Genomic DNA, 16,032 nt, shown 5'->3' with positions numbered 1-16,032 from the left:
TAGCCTGAATCCGTGGGTGCCATGAACGAACTGATAGACCGGGCCGCCGTCGACTCGCTGGTCCGGGGGCTGGCAGGCGCCGCACCGGACATTGTTTGGCCGCAGGTGGCCGCCACCCGTGCAGCACTGGATAACCTCAGCCTGCGCGGGCGCACAGACCATGTAAGCGAGGCACTGCTCGCCGATCTGGCTGCCGCGCGCGCGGGCTACAGGACGGCGGCACGCACCTTCCGCCGCGGATGACTGGCGGATTCGCCATCCGCCGGCTGCTGGCCGCCGACCTGGACCGGGGCCCTCGCCGTCGTTCGGACGTGGACGGCCCATCCCGATGAGCATGTCCGCCGGCTGGCCAGTGAGGGGACCCGCCCCTACCTGCCCTGGGCTGTCCGCGTTCCGGCCCTCAGGGCCCGCCCGGCCGCAACGATCCCTCTCCTCGACGCCCTGTATCGGGACCCGCACGAGTACGTCCGGCGCTCAGTCGCGAACCATCTTAACGACCTTGCCCGCCACGCGCCCGATGCCGTGCTGGAGACAGCGGCCGGCTGGCTGGCGGAACCGGACGCCAATACGGCCTGGGTGTTGCGGCACGGCCTGCGCACCCTGGTCAAAAAAGCCAACCCGGGAGCGCTGGCCCTGGAACTGCAAATCAACGGCATCCGCTCCGGGCACACGGAATTCATGGTGGAGGCGGGAACCTAGTTGGCGCCGGCCTGGCGGGAAAACCCAAAACCTGTGGCGCCGCAGAAGCCTGCAGGCACCTTCGCGATCTCGCTATGGAGCTGGCTCGGACATTAACTGTCCCGAACGACCCGGCTAGTTCAGATGGTTACCTGCAGGCGTTTCAATTTTACGTCCAGCCCGGTCGAGTGGCTAGGCAAATCACGGAATTTCGGAGTTTTGCGCCTGTCAACGTGATGAGTATGCGCGCGGTCTGCCGCATCCGGTGAGCCGTGGCAAACCGGTCGCCAGTCAGGACCACCGCCGGCGGCACCAGGACCCGCCGCTGGACCTGCGCGATTGCCGGGGTGACATCGGCGAGGCCTTTTGAGGCCGTCCTGGAACACGGCCCCGGCCGACCGCGTAGAGTAGAACAAGACGCCTGATTCTGGACGCTAAGTGCTGAGGGAGAAATCGTGACGATTGACTGGGACGAAAAAAAGGCCCTGCTGCAGGAACCGAACATCGTGGCCGTGACGCAGCTTTGCGACGAACTCATGGAGAAGAAGCCGGGGTCCGTCGTCCCCTACATCGATCCCATCCATGACGAGGACGAGTGCAGAATCATCAGCCTCCACATCAGCCCCGGCAAGGGGACTGAGTCGGGTTTCGTTTCGCACTTGAACGACGACGAGCAAGGCCGCCGCGCGACCTCCATCTACGAGGCCGCGGAGCTTGACCCGCGCTACGTAATGCCTTGGAACGCCTACCCGTGGATCCGCGACCCGGACCTCCCCACGGCACTGAACGTCCAGGAGAAAACGGACGGGCTGCGCCCCTTCCGCCAGTTCCTGAAGATCAACAAGCGTGTGTCGGCCGTGATCGCCCACGGCGCCGACGCCAACGCGTTCCTGACGCTGTTCGAGAAGACGTACCACTCGTCGCTGAAGAACCATGGCGTGAAGATCTACAAGGCAACGGCCCTTGGCGGCCGCGCCTTTGCCGTCTCGGCCGCCAAGCAGGAAGAGCTCCTGAACAAAAACGTTGAGGTCTACAAAGACGCTATGCAGCGGGCCGGCATCCAGCACCTCTAACCCCGCGCCCACCGATGCTGCTGTGCGCCTTAGGCCTCCAGCAGCCGGCGCCGGTGTTTGAGTTCCTTGATCCAGTCGCGGGTGACCATGGCCGAAAATGGTGCGGCTCCGCCGTCGTCGGCTCCCGGCGCCGTGCCTCGGAAGGCCGTGCCCGCCTCAAGATCCGCCAGCAGCGGCCCCGTTGCCTTTAGCCCGAGCTCCAGCACCTGCACCGCAGCGCGCCGGCTCAGCCCCAGCCCGGCGGCCCAACCCAGGAAGTGCTTCCGCGAGATCCCGGTCCGCTTGCCGCCCAGGGTGAGGGCAAGCGTCTTGTCCGCGTAGACCACGGTGGACGGGATGTCGTACACCGGGGCAACAAACCATTCCCCGGAGGGCTGCTGGACCATGGATACGTTCTTGGCATGCAGGTCCCCATTGCCGCTCAACCAGGCGAACGTGGCCTGGACGGCCAGGTTCCGCAGTGCCGGCAGCGGCGCCGCACAGTGGGCCGCGAGGGCCTGGCAGACCTGCCCGTACCCGACGTTGTATTTATCCGCCGGGTACAGCCCCAGCACCTGGGCCCCGTCTTCGACGGCGAGCCGCCGCACCGCGTCCGGCGCACCTCCTGACTCATGATCCGCAGCGGGAATGCGATCGAAGCGTTCCACCAGGAGCCCCGGGCGGGCCGCGACGTCGCGAATCAGGTGCACCCGGCTCAGCGGGATGCGCAGCCGGGCCGCGTGCCGGTACATGACGAACTCGTTCTCCACCACATGCGGAAATTCGGGCGCGTTGAGTTTGAGGATGTAGCGCCGGTCCGCCCGCGCCACCGGCAGTGAAATCATCCCGGCGGACAGCTTGTCCTGCACCCCGGCCAACGCCACCGGGTCGATCAGCCCCGAATCCCCCAAGAGCGCGTCGAAGTCCGCGGGTGACTTTGGATCGAGCTCCACCGCGTGCTCGTCCGGGTCCAGCGGTTCGCCGCGGCCCACGATCTGCACATCTCCCACCGGGTTGGCGCCAGCCGCGATCAGCAGGGACAGTTCATCGTCCACGCTGGTCTTCACCGACCGGCGCAGGGCGTTAAGCCGCCGCCCTTCCGGCAGCAGCCCGGTGAAATACGGCGGCGCAGCCCCGGCCCCGGAGAACACCGGCTCCGCGGACAGCGGCAGGGAACTGGCGACGGCGGGGCCGCCCGCCGCAAGATAGGCGGGCAGGTAGCTGAACTTCGTGCCGCCGCCGGAGCGTTCCAGCCGGGCCGCCAACAGACCGGCCTTGTAGACGTCCGCGATGCGATGTGTCACGGCCGGTCCTCCCGTGGCGTCCGGGGGTGCGCGTCCGGCTGCGCGCCGGTCTGCGCGGCCGGCTGCGCGCCGGTCTGCGCCGCCGGCTGCGCGCCGGTCTGCGCCGCGGCGCTGGGCCGGGTTATGAGCTGCAGCTCCAGCCCCAGCGTGCCCAGGAGCGCCAGCACGGAGTCGAGCTGGACGCTCGGCTTGCCCTGCTCCACGGACCGGACGAAGCGTTCGGATAGTCCGGCGAGCCCGGCGAGGTCCCGTTGGGCGAGACCGAGGCTCCGACGCCGGGCGCGCACCTCGCCGGCCAGCCGTTCCGAAAATGCGTCGGTCACAGGTTCCTCCCGAGACGATCCGAAGCGGCACGGACGTGCCGTTTTGCTTGCTGGTTTGAGTCTAGCGACGCGGCACGCCGGCCGAAAGGGGCTCCTGCGGCACGTTCGTGCCGCTATCTAAATGGCTCGACTTAGAGTCCATCGGCCCTGCACACGGGGGCTATTCGCGGGAATGCTGGGAGTGAACCCCCGGCTGTATGTGGCAATCCACCCCTGATCACAGCCGGAACAGCAATCCGGAAAGGACAAAGGCATGGGACGGCTGGACGGGAAAGTGGCACTTATCAGCGGCGGGGCCCGGGGCATTGGGGCCGCCATGGCAGCACGGATGACAGAGGAGGGCGCACGGGTCGTCATCGGTGACATCCTTGACGAGGACGGCGGGCAACTCGCCGCCGGCCCTCGGAGACGCAGCCCGCTACGTGCACCTGGACGTGACGACGCCGACGGACTGGGACGCGGCGGTGCAGGAAGCAGTAGACTCTTTCGGCGGACTCAGCATCCTGGTCAACAACGCCGGGATCGTGACCTTCGGCCGGATCGACGAATACCCGCACGACGAATGGACCCGGATCATCGAGGTCAACCTCACCGGCGTCTTCAACGGAATTAAGGCCGCCGTGCCGGCCCTGGCGCGCGCAGGCGCAGCATCCATCATCAATGTCTCCTCCATTGCCGGGCTCCGCGGCTATGCCCAGATCGCCGGGTACACGGCGTCGAAGTTTGGCGTCCGCGGTCTGACCAAATCGGCCGCCCTGGACCTCGGCGACATGGGCATCCGCGTCAATTCGATCCACCCTGGCGTCATCGAAACCCCCATGACGGCCGGCATGGCCTTCGACTTCGCAGAGATGCCGGTCCACCGGATCGGCCAGCCCCGGGAGGTGGCTGACCTCGCGGTGTATTTGGCCGGGGACGAGTCGTCCTTCGTCACAGGCGCGGAATTCGTGATCGACGGCGGCGACACGGCGGGGACGTCCATTCCGCCCCGCGATGATTCAACCGATCACTAGCAGCACGCCAGCAGCGGCGCACACAGGAGCGCAATGTCAGCGAATCCGGGCACGAAACTAGCAATCGTCGGCGCAGGCAGTGTCGGCACTTCGCTCGCCTACGCGGCCCTGATCCGCGGCTCGGCCAGTCACGTCGCCATTTACGATGTGAACGCCACGAAGGCGGACGCCGAAGTCCTGGACCTGGCCCACGGAACGCAGTTCGCAGCCGCGTCCGCGACCGTCACCGGCGGCGGGGACATCACCGCAGTGGACGGAGCCGACGTCGTAGTCATCACGGCAGGTGCCAAGCAGGCGCCGGGACAGACGCGCCTGGACCTCGCCGGCACCAACGCCCGGATCCTCGAGACCCTCATGCCGCAACTGCTGCAACACGCTCCGGACGCCGTCTATGTCCTGGTCACCAACCCGTGCGATGTCCTGACCGTCGCGGCGCAGAAGATTTCCGGGCTGCCGGCGCACCGCGTCTTCTCCTCGGGCACCGTCCTGGACACCTCACGGCTGCGCTGGCTGCTGGCAGGCCGTGCCGGAGTTGCGCTGACAAGTGTGCACGCGAGCATGATCGGGGAGCACGGCGACACGGAGTTCCCCATCTGGTCCGGCGCCACGATCGGACCGGTGCCCATCCGGCACTGGAAGAGCGGCGGCGAGGAGGTCTTCACGCCCGAATACCTCGCCCAGGCCGGCCGGGAAGTCACGATGGCCGCGTACAAGGTCATCGCCGGCAAAGGTGCCACCAACTACGCGATCGGACTCGCCGGGACACGCATCGTGGAAGCCCTGCTTCGGGCCGAGAACTCGGTGCTTCCGGTCTCCACCGTGCTCAATGGCCAGTACGGCATTTCCGGGGTGGCGTTGTCGCTGCCCAGCATCGTGGGCCACGGCGGCGTCAGTGCGGTGCTGGACACCCCGATGGATGACGGGGAGCTCACGTCCCTGCACCATTCAGCCGATACGCTGCAAAAGAGCCTGGTCGCACTGGGGGTCCAAGGCGCAAATTGACATCCCCTTGTGAGCCGTGCCATATTTCTCAAGTGAACCTGTCAGACAGCCGGACAGCAGGGCAGCCTGCAAACGAGTCCACCAGCGCGGCCGGCGACCCGCTTCCACGGCTCAGCGCCGCCGAGGCTGTCTTTAATGCCATCCGCTCCGAGATCGAGACCGGAACCGTGGACGTGGGGGCGAAATTGAGCTCCGAAGCCACGCTCGCCCAGCGTTACGGGGTGAGCCGGTCGGTAGTCCGGGAGGCGCTGCGGTCCTGTACCGCCCTCGGGCTGACCATCACGCGGACCGGCAAGGGCACCTTTGTGATTGCCAACCAGATAGCCAAGGACCTCGCCCTGGGCCACTACTCCGCCCGGGATCTTAACGAAGCCCGGCCCCACATCGAAGTTCCGGCGGCCGGGCTCGCCGCGGAACGCCGCAGCGCGGAGCAACTGGAACATTTGCGCGACATCATCGTTGCCATGACCGCCGAGGACGATCCCGAAGCCTGGGTCGGCCTGGACTCCAGCTTCCACGCCGCCATCGCCCGCGCCAGCGGCAATAAGGTGTTTGCAAACATCGTGACGGACATCCGGGACGCCCTGACCCATCAGTCGGAAACCCTCAATATGGTCGCCGCCCGCCAGCACGCCTCGGATCGGGAACACCAGAACATCCTGCAGGCCATCGAATCCGGCGATGCGCCGGCGGCCCGCGACGCCATGGGCGCGCACCTGAAGGCAGTGGGAGCCGCTCTCGACTCGATCCTCGGCGCGTAAGCCCCCCTCTGTTCACAGTTCCACCTCCCGCAGCCCCACACCCCAAGGACTCCATGCCGTTCCCCGCCCCCGCCAGCGTCCCCGTCCCGGGCGACACCGGCCTTCCAAAGCACGTCCAGCTCGCCGCCCAGACGCGCGACGGACTGGTCGAAAGCATCCACTACGGCTCCCTGATCGCCGTCGCCGGCGACGCAGCCGGCACCCGGACCCTCTTCTCCGCCGGCGATCCGCTGGCTCCGTTCTACCCGCGGTCCTCGCTCAAGCCACTCCAGGCCGTGGCCATGGTCCGGGCCGGGCTGGACCTCCCGACCGACCTCCTGGCACTCACGGCGGCCAGCCACTCCGGCGCTGCCATGCACCGCTCCGGCGCCGCCCGGATCCTGGACCTACACGGGCTCACCTCGGCAGACCTTGAGAACAGCACCGATCTGCCCTATGGCACTGCCGAGCGCGAAGAGTGGCTCCGCGGCGGAGGGCAGCCCACCCAACTGGCCCAGAACTGCTCGGGCAAGCACGCCGCCATGGCCGCCACGTGCGTCATCAACGGCTGGCCAGTGCGCGGCTACCTGGAGACCGGGCATCCGCTGCAGCAACTCGTGGCCGGCACCGTCCAGGAGCTCACCGGCGAGAAACCCGCCGGCGCCAGCACCGATGGCTGCGGGACCCCGCTGTTCGCCCTGACTTTGCGAGGCATGGCGCGCGCCTTTGGACGCCTGGCTTCCGCCGGCGCGCCTGACCGGATGGCTGAAGGAGACTCCCCCGCCCGGACCCCGGAAGCCGCCGTCGCGCACGCCATGCGCCAGCATCCCGAGATGGTGGCCGGCGAAGGCCGCGACGTCACCGCACTCATGCGCCTGGCGCCGGGACTCCTGGCCAAGGACGGGTTTGAAGGGGTCCAGCTCGTGGGGTTTCCCGACGGCCGTGCACTTGCCGTGAAGATTTCCGACGGCGGAGACCGGGCCCGCATGCCTGTCACCGTCCATGCGCTGAAGGCGCTCGACGTCGACACCGCACCGCTGGCGGGCATCGCCACCCAGGCCGTCCTGGGCGGCGGCCGTCCCGTCGGCCTCCTGCAGGCCACCGACTTCCTCCTCCGCCCCGAAACATTCCAAGGACAGCCATGACCGATCCCGTTGCCGCCACGTTCCGCTCCGAGCACGACCTGCTGGGCGACCGCGACGTCCCCGCCGACGCGTACTGGGGCGTCCACACCCTCCGCGCGGTGGAAAACTTCCCCATCACCGGCCAGCCGCTTTCCTCGAACATGTACCTGGTCCGCGGGCTGGCCGCCGTGAAACTCGCCGCGGCGCGCACCAACCACGAACTCGGGCTCCTCAACGACGAGCGCGCCCATGCCATCGCGGGTGCCTGCGCGGACATCATGGACGGCAAGTTCAGTGAGCAGTTCGTCGTCGATGTCATCCAGGGCGGCGCCGGCACGTCCTCGAACATGAACGCCAACGAAGTCATTGCCAACCGGGCGCTGGAAATCCTGGGCCACCCCAAGGGTGACTACGCCCGGCTGCACCCGAACGATCACGTCAACCTCAGCCAGTCCACCAACGACGTGTACCCCACCGCGGTGAAACTGGGCACCATCTTCGCCGCCCGGGAACTGCTGGCAGCCCTGACCGAACTTGAAGAGGCCTTCGCCGCCAAGGCCACTGAGTTCCGCACCGTCGTGAAAATGGGACGCACCCAACTGCAGGATGCCGTCCCCATGACCCTGGGCCAGGAATTCGGCACCTACGCCGTGACCATCGGCGAAGACCGGTTGCGACTGGCCGAGGCCGACCTGCTCATCCACGAGATCAACCTCGGCGCCACCGCGATCGGCACGGGCCTCAACGCCCCCGCCGGTTACGCCGAGGCCGCCTGCCGGCACCTGGCCGAGATCACCGGTCTGCCGCTGGTGACCGCAGTCGACCTGATCGAGGCCACCCAGGATGTCGGCGCCTTTGTGCACCTCTCCGGGGTACTCAAGCGCGTGGCCGTCAAGCTGTCCAAGATCTGCAACGACCTCCGCTTGCTGTCCTCCGGCCCGCGTGCCGGGTTCGGCGAGATCAACCTCCCTGCCGTCCAGTCCGGTTCATCCATCATGCCCGGCAAGATCAACCCGGTGATCCCGGAAGTGGTCAGTCAGGTCGCCTACGAGGTGGTCGGCAACGACGTCACCATCACCATGGCAGCCGAAGCCGGACAGCTGCAGCTCAACGCCTTCGAGCCGATCATCGTCCACAGCCTCCACAAGAGCATCTCCCACCTTGATGCAGCCTGCCGCACCCTGACGGCACGCTGCGTCCGGGGCATCACGGCCAACACCGAACACCTCCGGCTCACGGTGGAACAGTCCATCGGACTGGTCACGGCTCTCAACCCGCACCTTGGCTACGCCACAGCTACGGCCATCGCCCAGGAAGCCCTGGCCACCGGCAAGGGCGTTGCCGAGCTCGTTCTGGAACACGGGCTGCTCACCGCCGAGCAGCTCACGGACCTCCTCAGCCCGCAACGCCTGGCAAACCTCAGCAAGTAAACACCGGCACCCTCCGAACAGGAACCTACAGAATCCCATGACACCTTCCCAGCAAACCGCTGCCCAAAAACCGGCCGGCAGCCGGCCATTGGCCATCAGCGACCACACCATTCCGGCGCATGCCAAGGCCTCCGAAGCCGCCCTCCACGTCGAAGACGCGGGCTACCACAAGGGCCTCAAGCCCCGCCAGGTCCAGATGATCGCCATTGGCGGCGCCATCGGCACCGGGCTCTTCATGGGAGCCGGCGGACGGCTTGCCGCCGCCGGCCCGGCACTCATCCTCAGCTACGCCGTCTGCGGCTTCTTCGCTTTCCTGATCCTGCGCGCGCTCGGCGAACTCGTAATGCACCGCCCCTCCTCCGGTTCGTTCGTCTCCTACGCCCGCGAATTCTTCGGAGAAAAGGCCGCCTTCGTCACCGGCTGGCTGTACTGGCTCAACTGGGCGATGACGGCGATCGTGGACATCACCGCCGTCGCGCTCTACATGAACTTCTTCAAGAAGTACTGGGCGCCGATCGCAGAGGTGCCGCAGTGGACCTGGGCCCTGGGTGCGCTGATCCTGGTCCTCGGACTGAACCTGGTCTCCGTCAAGGTGTTCGGAGAGATGGAGTTCTGGTTCGCGCTCATCAAGGTGGTGGCCCTGGTGACGTTCCTGGTCGTCGGCATCTACTTTGTCATCTTCGGCACCCCGGTGGACGGCCAGGAGGTCGGCTTCACCCTGATCGCAGACAATGGCGGCATGTTCCCCAACGGCCTGCTGCCCGCCGTCGTCGTGATGCAGGGAGTGGTCTTCGCCTACGCCTCGATCGAGCTCATCGGCACCGCCGCGGGCGAAACCGAAAACCCGGAAAAGATCATGCCGAAGGCCATCAACACGGTCATCGTCCGCATCGCGGTGTTCTACGTCGGCTCACTGATCCTGCTCTCCCTGCTGCTTCCCTACACCGCCTACAAGGCCGGTGAGAGCCCGTTCGTCACCTTCTTCGGATCCATCGGGGTCGAAGGCGTGGACGCCATCATGAACCTCGTCGTCCTCACCGCGGCACTGTCGTCGCTCAACGCGGGTCTCTACTCCACCGGGCGCATCATGCGCTCGATGTCGCTGGCCGGCTCCGCACCGAAATTCGCCGGCCTGATGAACAAGGCCGGCGTCCCCTACGGCGGCATCGCCCTGACCGCCGCCGTAGCCGTACTCGGCGTGATCCTCAACGCCCTGGTTCCGGCCGAGGCGTTCGAAATCGTGCTGAACATCGCCTCGGTGGGCATCATCAGCAGCTGGGCCATGATCGTCCTGTGCCAGATGCGGCTGGCCCAGCTGGCCGCCCGCGGTGAACTGCTGCGCCCGGCCTTCCGGATGCCCGGCGCCCCGGTCACCGGCTGGGTCACGCTCGCGTTCCTGCTGGCCGTCCTGGTCCTGATGGCCTTCGACTCCCCCGTCGGCACCTGGACCATCGCTTCCCTGGTGGTAGTCATCCCGGCGCTGATGCTCGGCTGGCGCCTGTGCCGGGAGCGCGTGATGGAGATCGCGGCACTCCGCGACGGCTACACCGGGGCTTTCCCGCCCGCGGCCAGCCCGACCACGCGGAACATCCCGGCCGACCGGGACTAGCACCCCGAGGGTTGCGGGGACGTAACGCAACGTTCCCGCAACTCCTGGCCCCGGCGGTTCGCATATGCTCGAGGAGACAAGTTCAACTTGGCTCAATCTGGCTCAATGACGAACCACCTGGGAGAGAACCTCATGACCAACTGGCGGATCAGGGATTTCCACTCGGCCGATCTGGACGGCATCCTGCACCTTTGGGAAACGCTCAAGGCCACCAATGTCGAGCCGGTCTACGCGCTCTCCGAGGTCCTTGCGTCCTGCGAGAAGGACCATGCCGTCGTCGCCGTCCTCGGCGACCAGGTGGTCGGCGCCGCCGTCGGACGTGCCGCTCACGACCAGGGCTGGATCGTCTTCCTCGCCACCCTGCCCGAATTCCGCGGCCGCGGGATCGGCGCCTCGCTGCTGGCCGCCGTCGAGAACCGGATGGCCCCGCACGGGCTGAACAAGCTTTCCGCGCTGATGCCGGAGTCGGAGGCGCGGGTGGAGGCTTTTGTGACCCGGGGGTTCTTGCTGAAGAAGAACCTGCGCTACTTTGAGCGGAAAATCCCGGTCCAGCGCCAGGAGCTCGAACCCCTGAGCCTGCTCGGGGGCCGTATCCTGGCCCGAAATCTTTGGGAAAACGTGGCCGGGATGCGCCGCGAGAAGGAGCTGCTGGAGCGCCGCCTCGTCTTACCGCTCGCGGAGGCGGACCTCGCCGACGAGTACGGTGTGGTGCCGCCGCGCGCAGTTGTCCTCTTCGGCCCGCCCGGAACCGGCAAGACGACCTTCGCCAAGGCCATCGCGTCCCGGCTGGAATGGCCTTTCGTGGAAGTCTTCCCCTCCCGGCTCGCCGCCGATCCGCAGGGCCTGGCCGGGGCGCTGCGCGAGACGTTCCTGGAGATCGCCGAGCTCGAGCACGCCGTCGTCTTTATCGACGAGGTGGAGGAAATCGCCGCCCAGCGCTCGGGCGAACCGCCGTCGCCGCTGCAGGGCGTCACCAACGAACTCCTGAAGATCATCCCGGCCTTCCGCGACCAGCCCGGCCGGCTGCTGGTCTGCGCCACCAACTTCATCCGCGCCCTTGACTCGGCGTTCCTGCGCCACGGCCGGTTCGATTACGTCATCCCCATCGGGCTGCCCGACCGCCAGGCCCGCGAGGCCATGTGGCAGCGCTTCATCCCGGCCACGGTGGTGGACGATGTTGATGTCGAGCAGCTCGTGGACCGCACCGAGGGCTTCTCCCCGGCAGACATCGAATACGCAGCCCGGAGCGCCTCGCAGCGGGCTCTGGAAAAAGCGGTGTACGACGACGGCGGACTTGCCTCCGGCGGCAGCGTTTCCGTCCGCGAGGCCGTCCGCAAGGGTCCGGCGACCCAGGATTACCTCGACGCCATCGGGGACACCCGCATGACGGTGAGCGAAGAGGTCCAGCAGCAGTTCCTGGAGGACATCGACGCGCTCGGCCGTGTCTAGTTTCTCTTTCCACTGGAACGCGGGGCCACCTCTGGCCCATGTTGCGCGGCGGGACCGGCAAGAGGCGACCCCGCGTTGCTACTGCCGGGTGTCCGAGGCCGCTTCCCCGGCGCCCGCGACATCCTCGGCCGCATCCGCGGTCGCGGCGGCCTCGTCAGACTCCGTGGTCTCGTAGGAGAGGTTTTCGTAGTCGGTGTCGTCCGCCTCGTCCAGCAGGTCGTCGAGTTCTTCGAGCAGCCACGGGTTGATGCGGGCCAGAATCATGCGCGTTTCCTCTACGGGAACCGCCGCGTAGAGGACCGGGCGGGCCTCGTCGTAGCGCGTCACCGGGGGCTTGTCCGGCCATTTCTCGGCCAGCGCCTTGACCCGTTCGGGCAGCGAATTGTGGGCGTTGTCGGCGATCTTGACCAGGGTGGCGCCGTGGTCCTCGGCAATATAACGGATGCCGGCCTGATAGTCGTCCGGGTTCTCGTGAAGTCTCTTTGTGACGCGTTCGATGATATCCGCGGCCCGCTCCGAGACGCCCATATCCAGCAGCGCCTGACGCGTCATCGGCGTATCTTCGGCAATGTCATGCAGGTATCCCGCGATCCGGATGTCGTCGTCGAAATCCGCCAGGGCATCGCCGACGGCGAGGACGTGTTCGCGGTAGGGGCGCTTGAGCTTATCCTTCTGGCGGTTGTGGGCCACTTCGGCCAGGACTTTGGCGGTCTCGACGGTAAAACGGTGCTGGGGAAGTGCGGGTTCTGACATGACTCCAGCCTACGCGCCGGCACCGGCCATGCCCGGCCACACCCAGGGTTCCCGCGGCAGCAGGGCGGGGTCAAAGGAGGGCACCGCGTGCTCCAGCGGGCCGGCAGGCAGCCCGAGTGACGCCAGCAGCGTGTCCCGCACCTCAGGCGCGGAAACGCCGGCCAGCGCGAGGTCCGCGAGCGTGACGGCGCCGTCCCGCTTGGCCAGCCGCGCGCCGTCGCGGTTCACTACCAGCGGCACATGCGCATACTCCGGAGCGGGCAGCCCCAGCAGTGACGCGAGGTAGGCCTGCCGGGGCGTGGAGGGCAGCAGGTCATCGCCGCGGACCACCTGGTCAACGCCCTGCGCCGCGTCGTCGACCACCACGGCGAGGTTGTAGGCATTCACGCCGTCATTGCGGCGGAGCACGAAGTCATCCACGACGCCGGTGAAGCTGCCGTGCAGGAGGTCGCGCACCGTTGCCTCGGCCACCGTTGAGCGGAGCCGGGTTGCTGCCGGCCGGACGGCGCGTTTGGCCTCGCGTTCACCGTCCGTCAGTGACCGGCACGTGCCGGGGTAAGCGCCCTGCGGAGCGTGCGGCGCGGACGGGGCGTCCTGGATTTCGCGGCGGGTGCAGAAGCACTCGTAGGTCAGTCCCGCGGCGCGCAGCCGTTCGATCGCCTCCCTGTAGAGCGGCTCCCGGTCCGTCTGGCGCACGACGCCGCCGTCCCAGGTCACGCCGACCGCCGCAAGATCGCGGAGCTGCCCGGCCTCGGCGCCGGCCCGGGCCCCGGTCCAGGTCTTCCACCCGCATCAGGAACCGGCGTCCTGTGGACTGCGCGAAGAGCCACGCCAGGATCGCCGTCCTGAGGTTGCCCACATGCAGTTCGCCGGAAGGGCTGGGGGCGAAACGGCCGGCAGAAGTCATGGCACCAGCCTATGCGGAACAGTTCCAGAGCAACGCGGGGTCATTTCCTGCCCGTGTTGCCCCGTGGGACCGGCAGGATCTGACCCCGCGCTGATTGGTGCGGACGGGAAGTTCGGTCCGGACAGCACAAGAGCCCCTCAGCTACCGATGACTTCGGAAATCCGGCGTCGGTGGCTCAGGGGCTCTTGTCGTGTGTGCGGACAGACGATGTGTGAACAAGTGTCGATCTGCGGCAGCTTCCTTGCGGGGAGCCTGGTCCAGGGTCCGGGTGGTGTTCCGGTCTGCCTGTAGCCTGATGGAATCCGGCGGTAGCCTGCGTTCCTTTGTTGTCATCATTTGAGCAGAACTTCTACAGTTGGTGCAACGGACTACGGCTACAGTGGTCAATCTGATCAATACGACCGGTGATGAAGAACAGGAAGTGGTCATATTGCAGCAACTCGATGCGACCGACCGCAGGATCCTTGTCGCGCTTGACGAGGACCCCCGGGTGCCGATCATGGTGCTGGCCCAGAAACTGGGCCTTGCGCGCGGTACCGTGCAGTCGCGCCTGGAACGAATGACGGCGTCGGGGGCCTTGCGCCCCAACAGCAGCCGCGTGCTGCCGTCCGCCCTGGGCCGGGGCGTGGCAGCCTCGGTGAGTGCAGAACTGGACCAAAGCCACCTGAACGAGGCCATCGAGGCCCTGCGGAACATCCCGGAAGTGCTCGAATGCCATGCCCCCGCGGGCGATACGGATTTGCTGATCCGGGTGGTGGCCAGCAGCCCGGACGATCTGTACCGCGTGTCCGAGGAAATCCGGCTGTGCCCCGGGATCGTGCGGACCTCCACCAGCATGTTCCTGCGCGAGGTCATCCGCTACCGGACCACGGGGCTGCTGGGAGCCTGACGCTGCGCCTGCGCCCCCGGCTCCCCCGCCTCAGACCGGCGGGCCAGCGTTGGACTTCAGGTTTTTCATCACTAGCGTCGATGTCAGCCGTTCGACGCCCGGCAGCGACGTCAGTTCGCTGTCGTAAAAGCGCTGGTAGGCCGGAAGGTCTTCGGCAATGACTTTGAGCAGGTAATCCGGCGAGCCGAACAGCCGCTGGGCCTCCACGATATTCGGATTGTCCGCCACCCGGTTCTCAAAAATTTCCATAGTGGAACGGTCCACCTGCCGCAGCGTGACGAAGACGATTGCCTCGAAGCCCAAGCCCACGGCGGCGGGATCGATGTCCGCCCGGTAGCCCCGAATGACCCCGGCAACTTCCAAATCGCGCAGCCTGCGGTGGCAGGGGGCAACGGTCAGCCCGACCTTGGCGGCCAACGCCGTGGCAGTCATTCGTCCGTCCGTTTTCAGGTGGCGCAAAATACTTCTATCAATATGGTCAATCACGCAATAATCTTACCGGCATTGAGCATTTCAGCAGTAAATGAGGGAACACTTGTGGGGCCTATTTGCCTAGAGTCTTCTTTGTGCCCACTCGGGGCGCCGAAGCCCTGGAGCCCGCCGTGAACCCTCAGCTGTACCTCGCCTTCCTGGTCGTCGCCGTCGCGCTGGCCTGCACACCGGGTGTCGACTGGGCTTATTCGATCGCAGCCGGGCTGAGGCAATGCAGCTTCGCCCCCGCCGTTGCCGGACTGTGCGGCGGCTACGTCATCCACACCGCACTCATGGTGCTCGGGCTGGCGGCACTGCTTACCGGCGTACCGGGTGTCCTGGGCTGGCTGACCGCGGGCCGGCGCCGTCTACCTGCTGTGGCTCGGCTTCAGCACCGTCCGCTCCTGGCGTGGAGCCAGCTTCAGCGCGGGGACGGGCGGAGTGCCAGCCGCGGCTTCCGCGAGCCAAGCGCGGATCTTCCTGCAGGGCGTGGGTGTCAGCGGGATTAATCCCAAGGGCCTGCTGTTTTTCGTGGCTCTGGTGCCGCAGTTCGTCAGCGCCGACGCTGCCCTTCCCGTGCCGGTCCAGTCCGGGCTGCTGGGTATGACATTTGTTCTGCTCGCGGCCGTCATCTACAGCTGCGTGGCGCTGCTGTCCCGGAAGCTGCTCCATTCCAGGCCCGGCGCCGCCCGCCGGGTCACGCTGGCCAGCGGCATCATCATGCTGCTGCTCGGCGCGGTGCTCCTCTCGGAGCAACTGATTCCTGCGTTTGGCGCGTCCGTTTCACACATCGCGGCCTTGACGGCCGGCTGACGTACGACGGTGGGAAGCCGTGACCGCTGGCGGGCGCCGGCCGGCAGCGGGCTAACTCCGGGGCATGAACCACTCGGTGAATGATGAGGCCCTGCCGTCGCCCGTGAGCTGGACGACCCACAGGTTGTCGTAGCTTCGGCCTGTGCCGCGGTAGCGGGTGACACCCTGCACAAAGGCCCTTCCGCCGTCCACCCCCAGCAGCTTCCATTCGAAGGTCCACTCATCGGGCTCGTCGCGCGCGGCCAGCCAGTGCTCCACGATCTGCTCCCGGCCGCGCCACGGTTCGGGCTCATTCGGGCTCGTCGCATACATGGCGTCCGGCGTGAACAGGGAGCGGATATCTTCCGGATCATTAGACCGCCAGGCCGTGATGTAGTGCTGCATCCAGCGCACCGCTGCATCCTTCATGCCTTGGTTCTACCCCCGCCCACGGCACCCCGCAAGGGTACCGGCTACGTGTATTCGCCAGGTGAAG

The 16,032-nt window shown here is 67.0% G+C and carries 16 protein-coding genes and 4 pseudogenes; 14 read left to right on the top strand and 6 right to left on the bottom strand.

What is annotated here, in order from left to right; all coding sequences use genetic code 11:
• Positions 1-12 precede the first annotated feature (12 nt).
• The 4 genes and pseudogenes from KY499_RS12475 (at position 13) to KY499_RS12465 (ending at position 1,751) form a co-directional block, all read left to right on the top strand.
• The gene (locus KY499_RS12475) at positions 13-243 is read left to right on the top strand and encodes a hypothetical protein (RefSeq protein ID WP_148045146.1); all 231 of its coding nucleotides are present in this window, start codon (positions 13-15) and stop codon (positions 241-243) included.
• Positions 244-471 (top strand): annotated as a pseudogene (locus tag KY499_RS18805) (hypothetical protein); the annotation flags it as partial.
• Between the two features lie 51 nt (positions 472-522).
• Positions 523-699, top strand: coding sequence for a hypothetical protein (locus tag KY499_RS12470; RefSeq protein ID WP_219885510.1), 177 nt, complete (start codon positions 523-525; stop codon positions 697-699).
• A gap of 434 nt (positions 700-1,133) precedes the next feature.
• Positions 1,134-1,751 carry a uracil-DNA glycosylase gene (locus KY499_RS12465; RefSeq protein ID WP_123253831.1) on the top strand — a complete coding sequence of 206 codons (618 nt, stop codon included), beginning with the start codon at positions 1,134-1,136 and terminating at the stop codon, positions 1,749-1,751.
• Positions 1,752-1,780: 29 nt separating this feature from the next.
• Here KY499_RS12465 and KY499_RS12460 read toward each other — a convergent pair whose 3' ends face one another.
• Entirely contained in the window at positions 1,781-3,034 is a 1,254-nt protein-coding gene (locus KY499_RS12460) for a type II toxin-antitoxin system HipA family toxin (protein ID WP_123253832.1), read from the bottom strand.
• Positions 3,031-3,357 (bottom strand): helix-turn-helix transcriptional regulator, encoded by a 327-nt coding sequence (locus tag KY499_RS12455; RefSeq protein WP_219885509.1) that lies wholly within the window; start codon positions 3,355-3,357, stop codon positions 3,031-3,033. Before KY499_RS12455 ends, KY499_RS12460 begins: the two co-directional genes overlap by 4 nt.
• Before the next feature lie 253 nt (positions 3,358-3,610).
• Here KY499_RS12455 and KY499_RS18800 point away from each other — a divergent pair.
• The 8 genes and pseudogenes from KY499_RS18800 to KY499_RS12420 form a co-directional block, all read left to right on the top strand.
• Positions 3,611-3,694 (top strand): annotated as a pseudogene (locus KY499_RS18800) (oxidoreductase); the annotation flags it as partial.
• A 31-nt stretch (positions 3,695-3,725) separates the two neighbouring features.
• Positions 3,726-4,370, top strand: coding sequence for an SDR family oxidoreductase (locus tag KY499_RS12450; protein WP_375141092.1), 645 nt, complete (start codon positions 3,726-3,728; stop codon positions 4,368-4,370).
• Positions 4,371-4,403: 33 nt separating this feature from the next.
• A complete protein-coding gene (locus tag KY499_RS12445; protein WP_219885508.1) occupies positions 4,404-5,372 on the top strand; it encodes an L-lactate dehydrogenase in 969 nt (322 codons plus the stop codon).
• A 32-nt stretch (positions 5,373-5,404) separates the two neighbouring features.
• Positions 5,405-6,133, top strand: coding sequence for a FadR/GntR family transcriptional regulator (locus KY499_RS12440; RefSeq protein WP_219885507.1), 729 nt, complete (start codon positions 5,405-5,407; stop codon positions 6,131-6,133).
• 53 nt (positions 6,134-6,186) lie between these two features.
• Positions 6,187-7,257 carry an asparaginase gene (locus tag KY499_RS12435; RefSeq protein WP_123253837.1) on the top strand — a complete coding sequence of 357 codons (1,071 nt, stop codon included), beginning with the start codon at positions 6,187-6,189 and terminating at the stop codon, positions 7,255-7,257.
• Positions 7,254-8,666: an aspartate ammonia-lyase gene (locus tag KY499_RS12430; protein ID WP_123253838.1), complete on the top strand. Its 1,413-nt coding sequence runs from the start codon at positions 7,254-7,256 to the stop codon at positions 8,664-8,666. Before KY499_RS12435 ends, KY499_RS12430 begins: the two co-directional genes overlap by 4 nt.
• A 37-nt stretch (positions 8,667-8,703) precedes the next feature.
• Complete coding sequence (locus KY499_RS12425; protein WP_219885506.1) at positions 8,704-10,275, top strand: amino acid permease; 1,572 nt, start codon at positions 8,704-8,706, stop codon at positions 10,273-10,275.
• Positions 10,276-10,407: 132 nt separating this feature from the next.
• The gene (locus tag KY499_RS12420) at positions 10,408-11,724 is read left to right on the top strand and encodes an ATP-binding protein (RefSeq protein ID WP_123253901.1); all 1,317 of its coding nucleotides are present in this window, start codon (positions 10,408-10,410) and stop codon (positions 11,722-11,724) included.
• Positions 11,725-11,802: 78 nt separating this feature from the next.
• Here KY499_RS12420 and KY499_RS12415 read toward each other — a convergent pair whose 3' ends face one another.
• Together KY499_RS12415 and gluQRS are read right to left on the bottom strand one after the other, a co-directional pair.
• On the bottom strand, positions 11,803-12,477 hold the full coding sequence (locus tag KY499_RS12415; protein WP_123253839.1) for an HD domain-containing protein: 675 nt from the start codon (positions 12,475-12,477) through the stop codon (positions 11,803-11,805).
• A 9-nt stretch (positions 12,478-12,486) separates the two neighbouring features.
• Positions 12,487-13,384: pseudogene (gene gluQRS / locus KY499_RS12410) on the bottom strand (tRNA glutamyl-Q(34) synthetase GluQRS).
• 430 nt (positions 13,385-13,814) lie between these two features.
• On the opposite strand from gluQRS, the gene KY499_RS12405 reads away from it, so the two are divergent.
• The gene (locus tag KY499_RS12405; RefSeq protein ID WP_219886998.1) at positions 13,815-14,273 is read left to right on the top strand and encodes an Lrp/AsnC family transcriptional regulator; all 459 of its coding nucleotides are present in this window, start codon (positions 13,815-13,817) and stop codon (positions 14,271-14,273) included.
• A gap of 30 nt (positions 14,274-14,303) precedes the next feature.
• On the opposite strand, the gene KY499_RS12400 is transcribed toward KY499_RS12405, so the two are convergent.
• Complete coding sequence (locus tag KY499_RS12400) at positions 14,304-14,759, bottom strand: Lrp/AsnC family transcriptional regulator (protein ID WP_123253841.1); 456 nt, start codon at positions 14,757-14,759, stop codon at positions 14,304-14,306.
• Between the two features lie 116 nt (positions 14,760-14,875).
• Between KY499_RS12400 and KY499_RS12395 the strand changes: the two are divergent.
• Positions 14,876-15,557, top strand: a pseudogene (locus KY499_RS12395) (LysE family translocator).
• A gap of 51 nt (positions 15,558-15,608) precedes the next feature.
• On the opposite strand, the gene KY499_RS12390 reads toward KY499_RS12395, so the two are convergent.
• Positions 15,609-15,965, bottom strand: a complete 357-nt coding sequence (locus KY499_RS12390; protein WP_258190759.1) for a nuclear transport factor 2 family protein — start codon at positions 15,963-15,965, stop codon at positions 15,609-15,611.
• Positions 15,966-16,032: the final 67 nt, after the last annotated feature.

It is taken from the genome of Arthrobacter sp. PAMC25284, from assembly GCF_019443425.1.
GTDB classification, from domain to species: domain Bacteria; phylum Actinomycetota; class Actinomycetes; order Actinomycetales; family Micrococcaceae; genus Arthrobacter; species Arthrobacter oryzae_A.
Note: the sequence above shows the minus strand (reverse complement) of the source record. Positions and strands in the feature narration are given on the sequence as shown.

What these genes read in the sequence shown, in the direction of transcription:
- KY499_RS12445 (WP_219885508.1), top strand. Translation starts at nt 4,404, where the DNA reads ATGTCAGCGAATCCGGGCACGAAACTAGCAATCGTCGGCGCAGGCAGT.
- KY499_RS12435 (WP_123253837.1), top strand. Translation starts at nt 6,187, where the DNA reads ATGCCGTTCCCCGCCCCCGCCAGCGTCCCCGTCCCGGGCGACACCGGC.
- KY499_RS12430 (WP_123253838.1), top strand. Translation starts at nt 7,254, where the DNA reads ATGACCGATCCCGTTGCCGCCACGTTCCGCTCCGAGCACGACCTGCTG.
- KY499_RS12425 (WP_219885506.1), top strand. Translation starts at nt 8,704, where the DNA reads ATGACACCTTCCCAGCAAACCGCTGCCCAAAAACCGGCCGGCAGCCGG.
- KY499_RS12420 (WP_123253901.1), top strand. Translation starts at nt 10,408, where the DNA reads ATGACCAACTGGCGGATCAGGGATTTCCACTCGGCCGATCTGGACGGC.
- KY499_RS12415 (WP_123253839.1), bottom strand. Translation starts at nt 12,477, where the DNA reads ATGTCAGAACCCGCACTTCCCCAGCACCGTTTTACCGTCGAGACCGCC.
- KY499_RS12390 (WP_258190759.1), bottom strand. Translation starts at nt 15,965, where the DNA reads ATGAAGGATGCAGCGGTGCGCTGGATGCAGCACTACATCACGGCCTGG.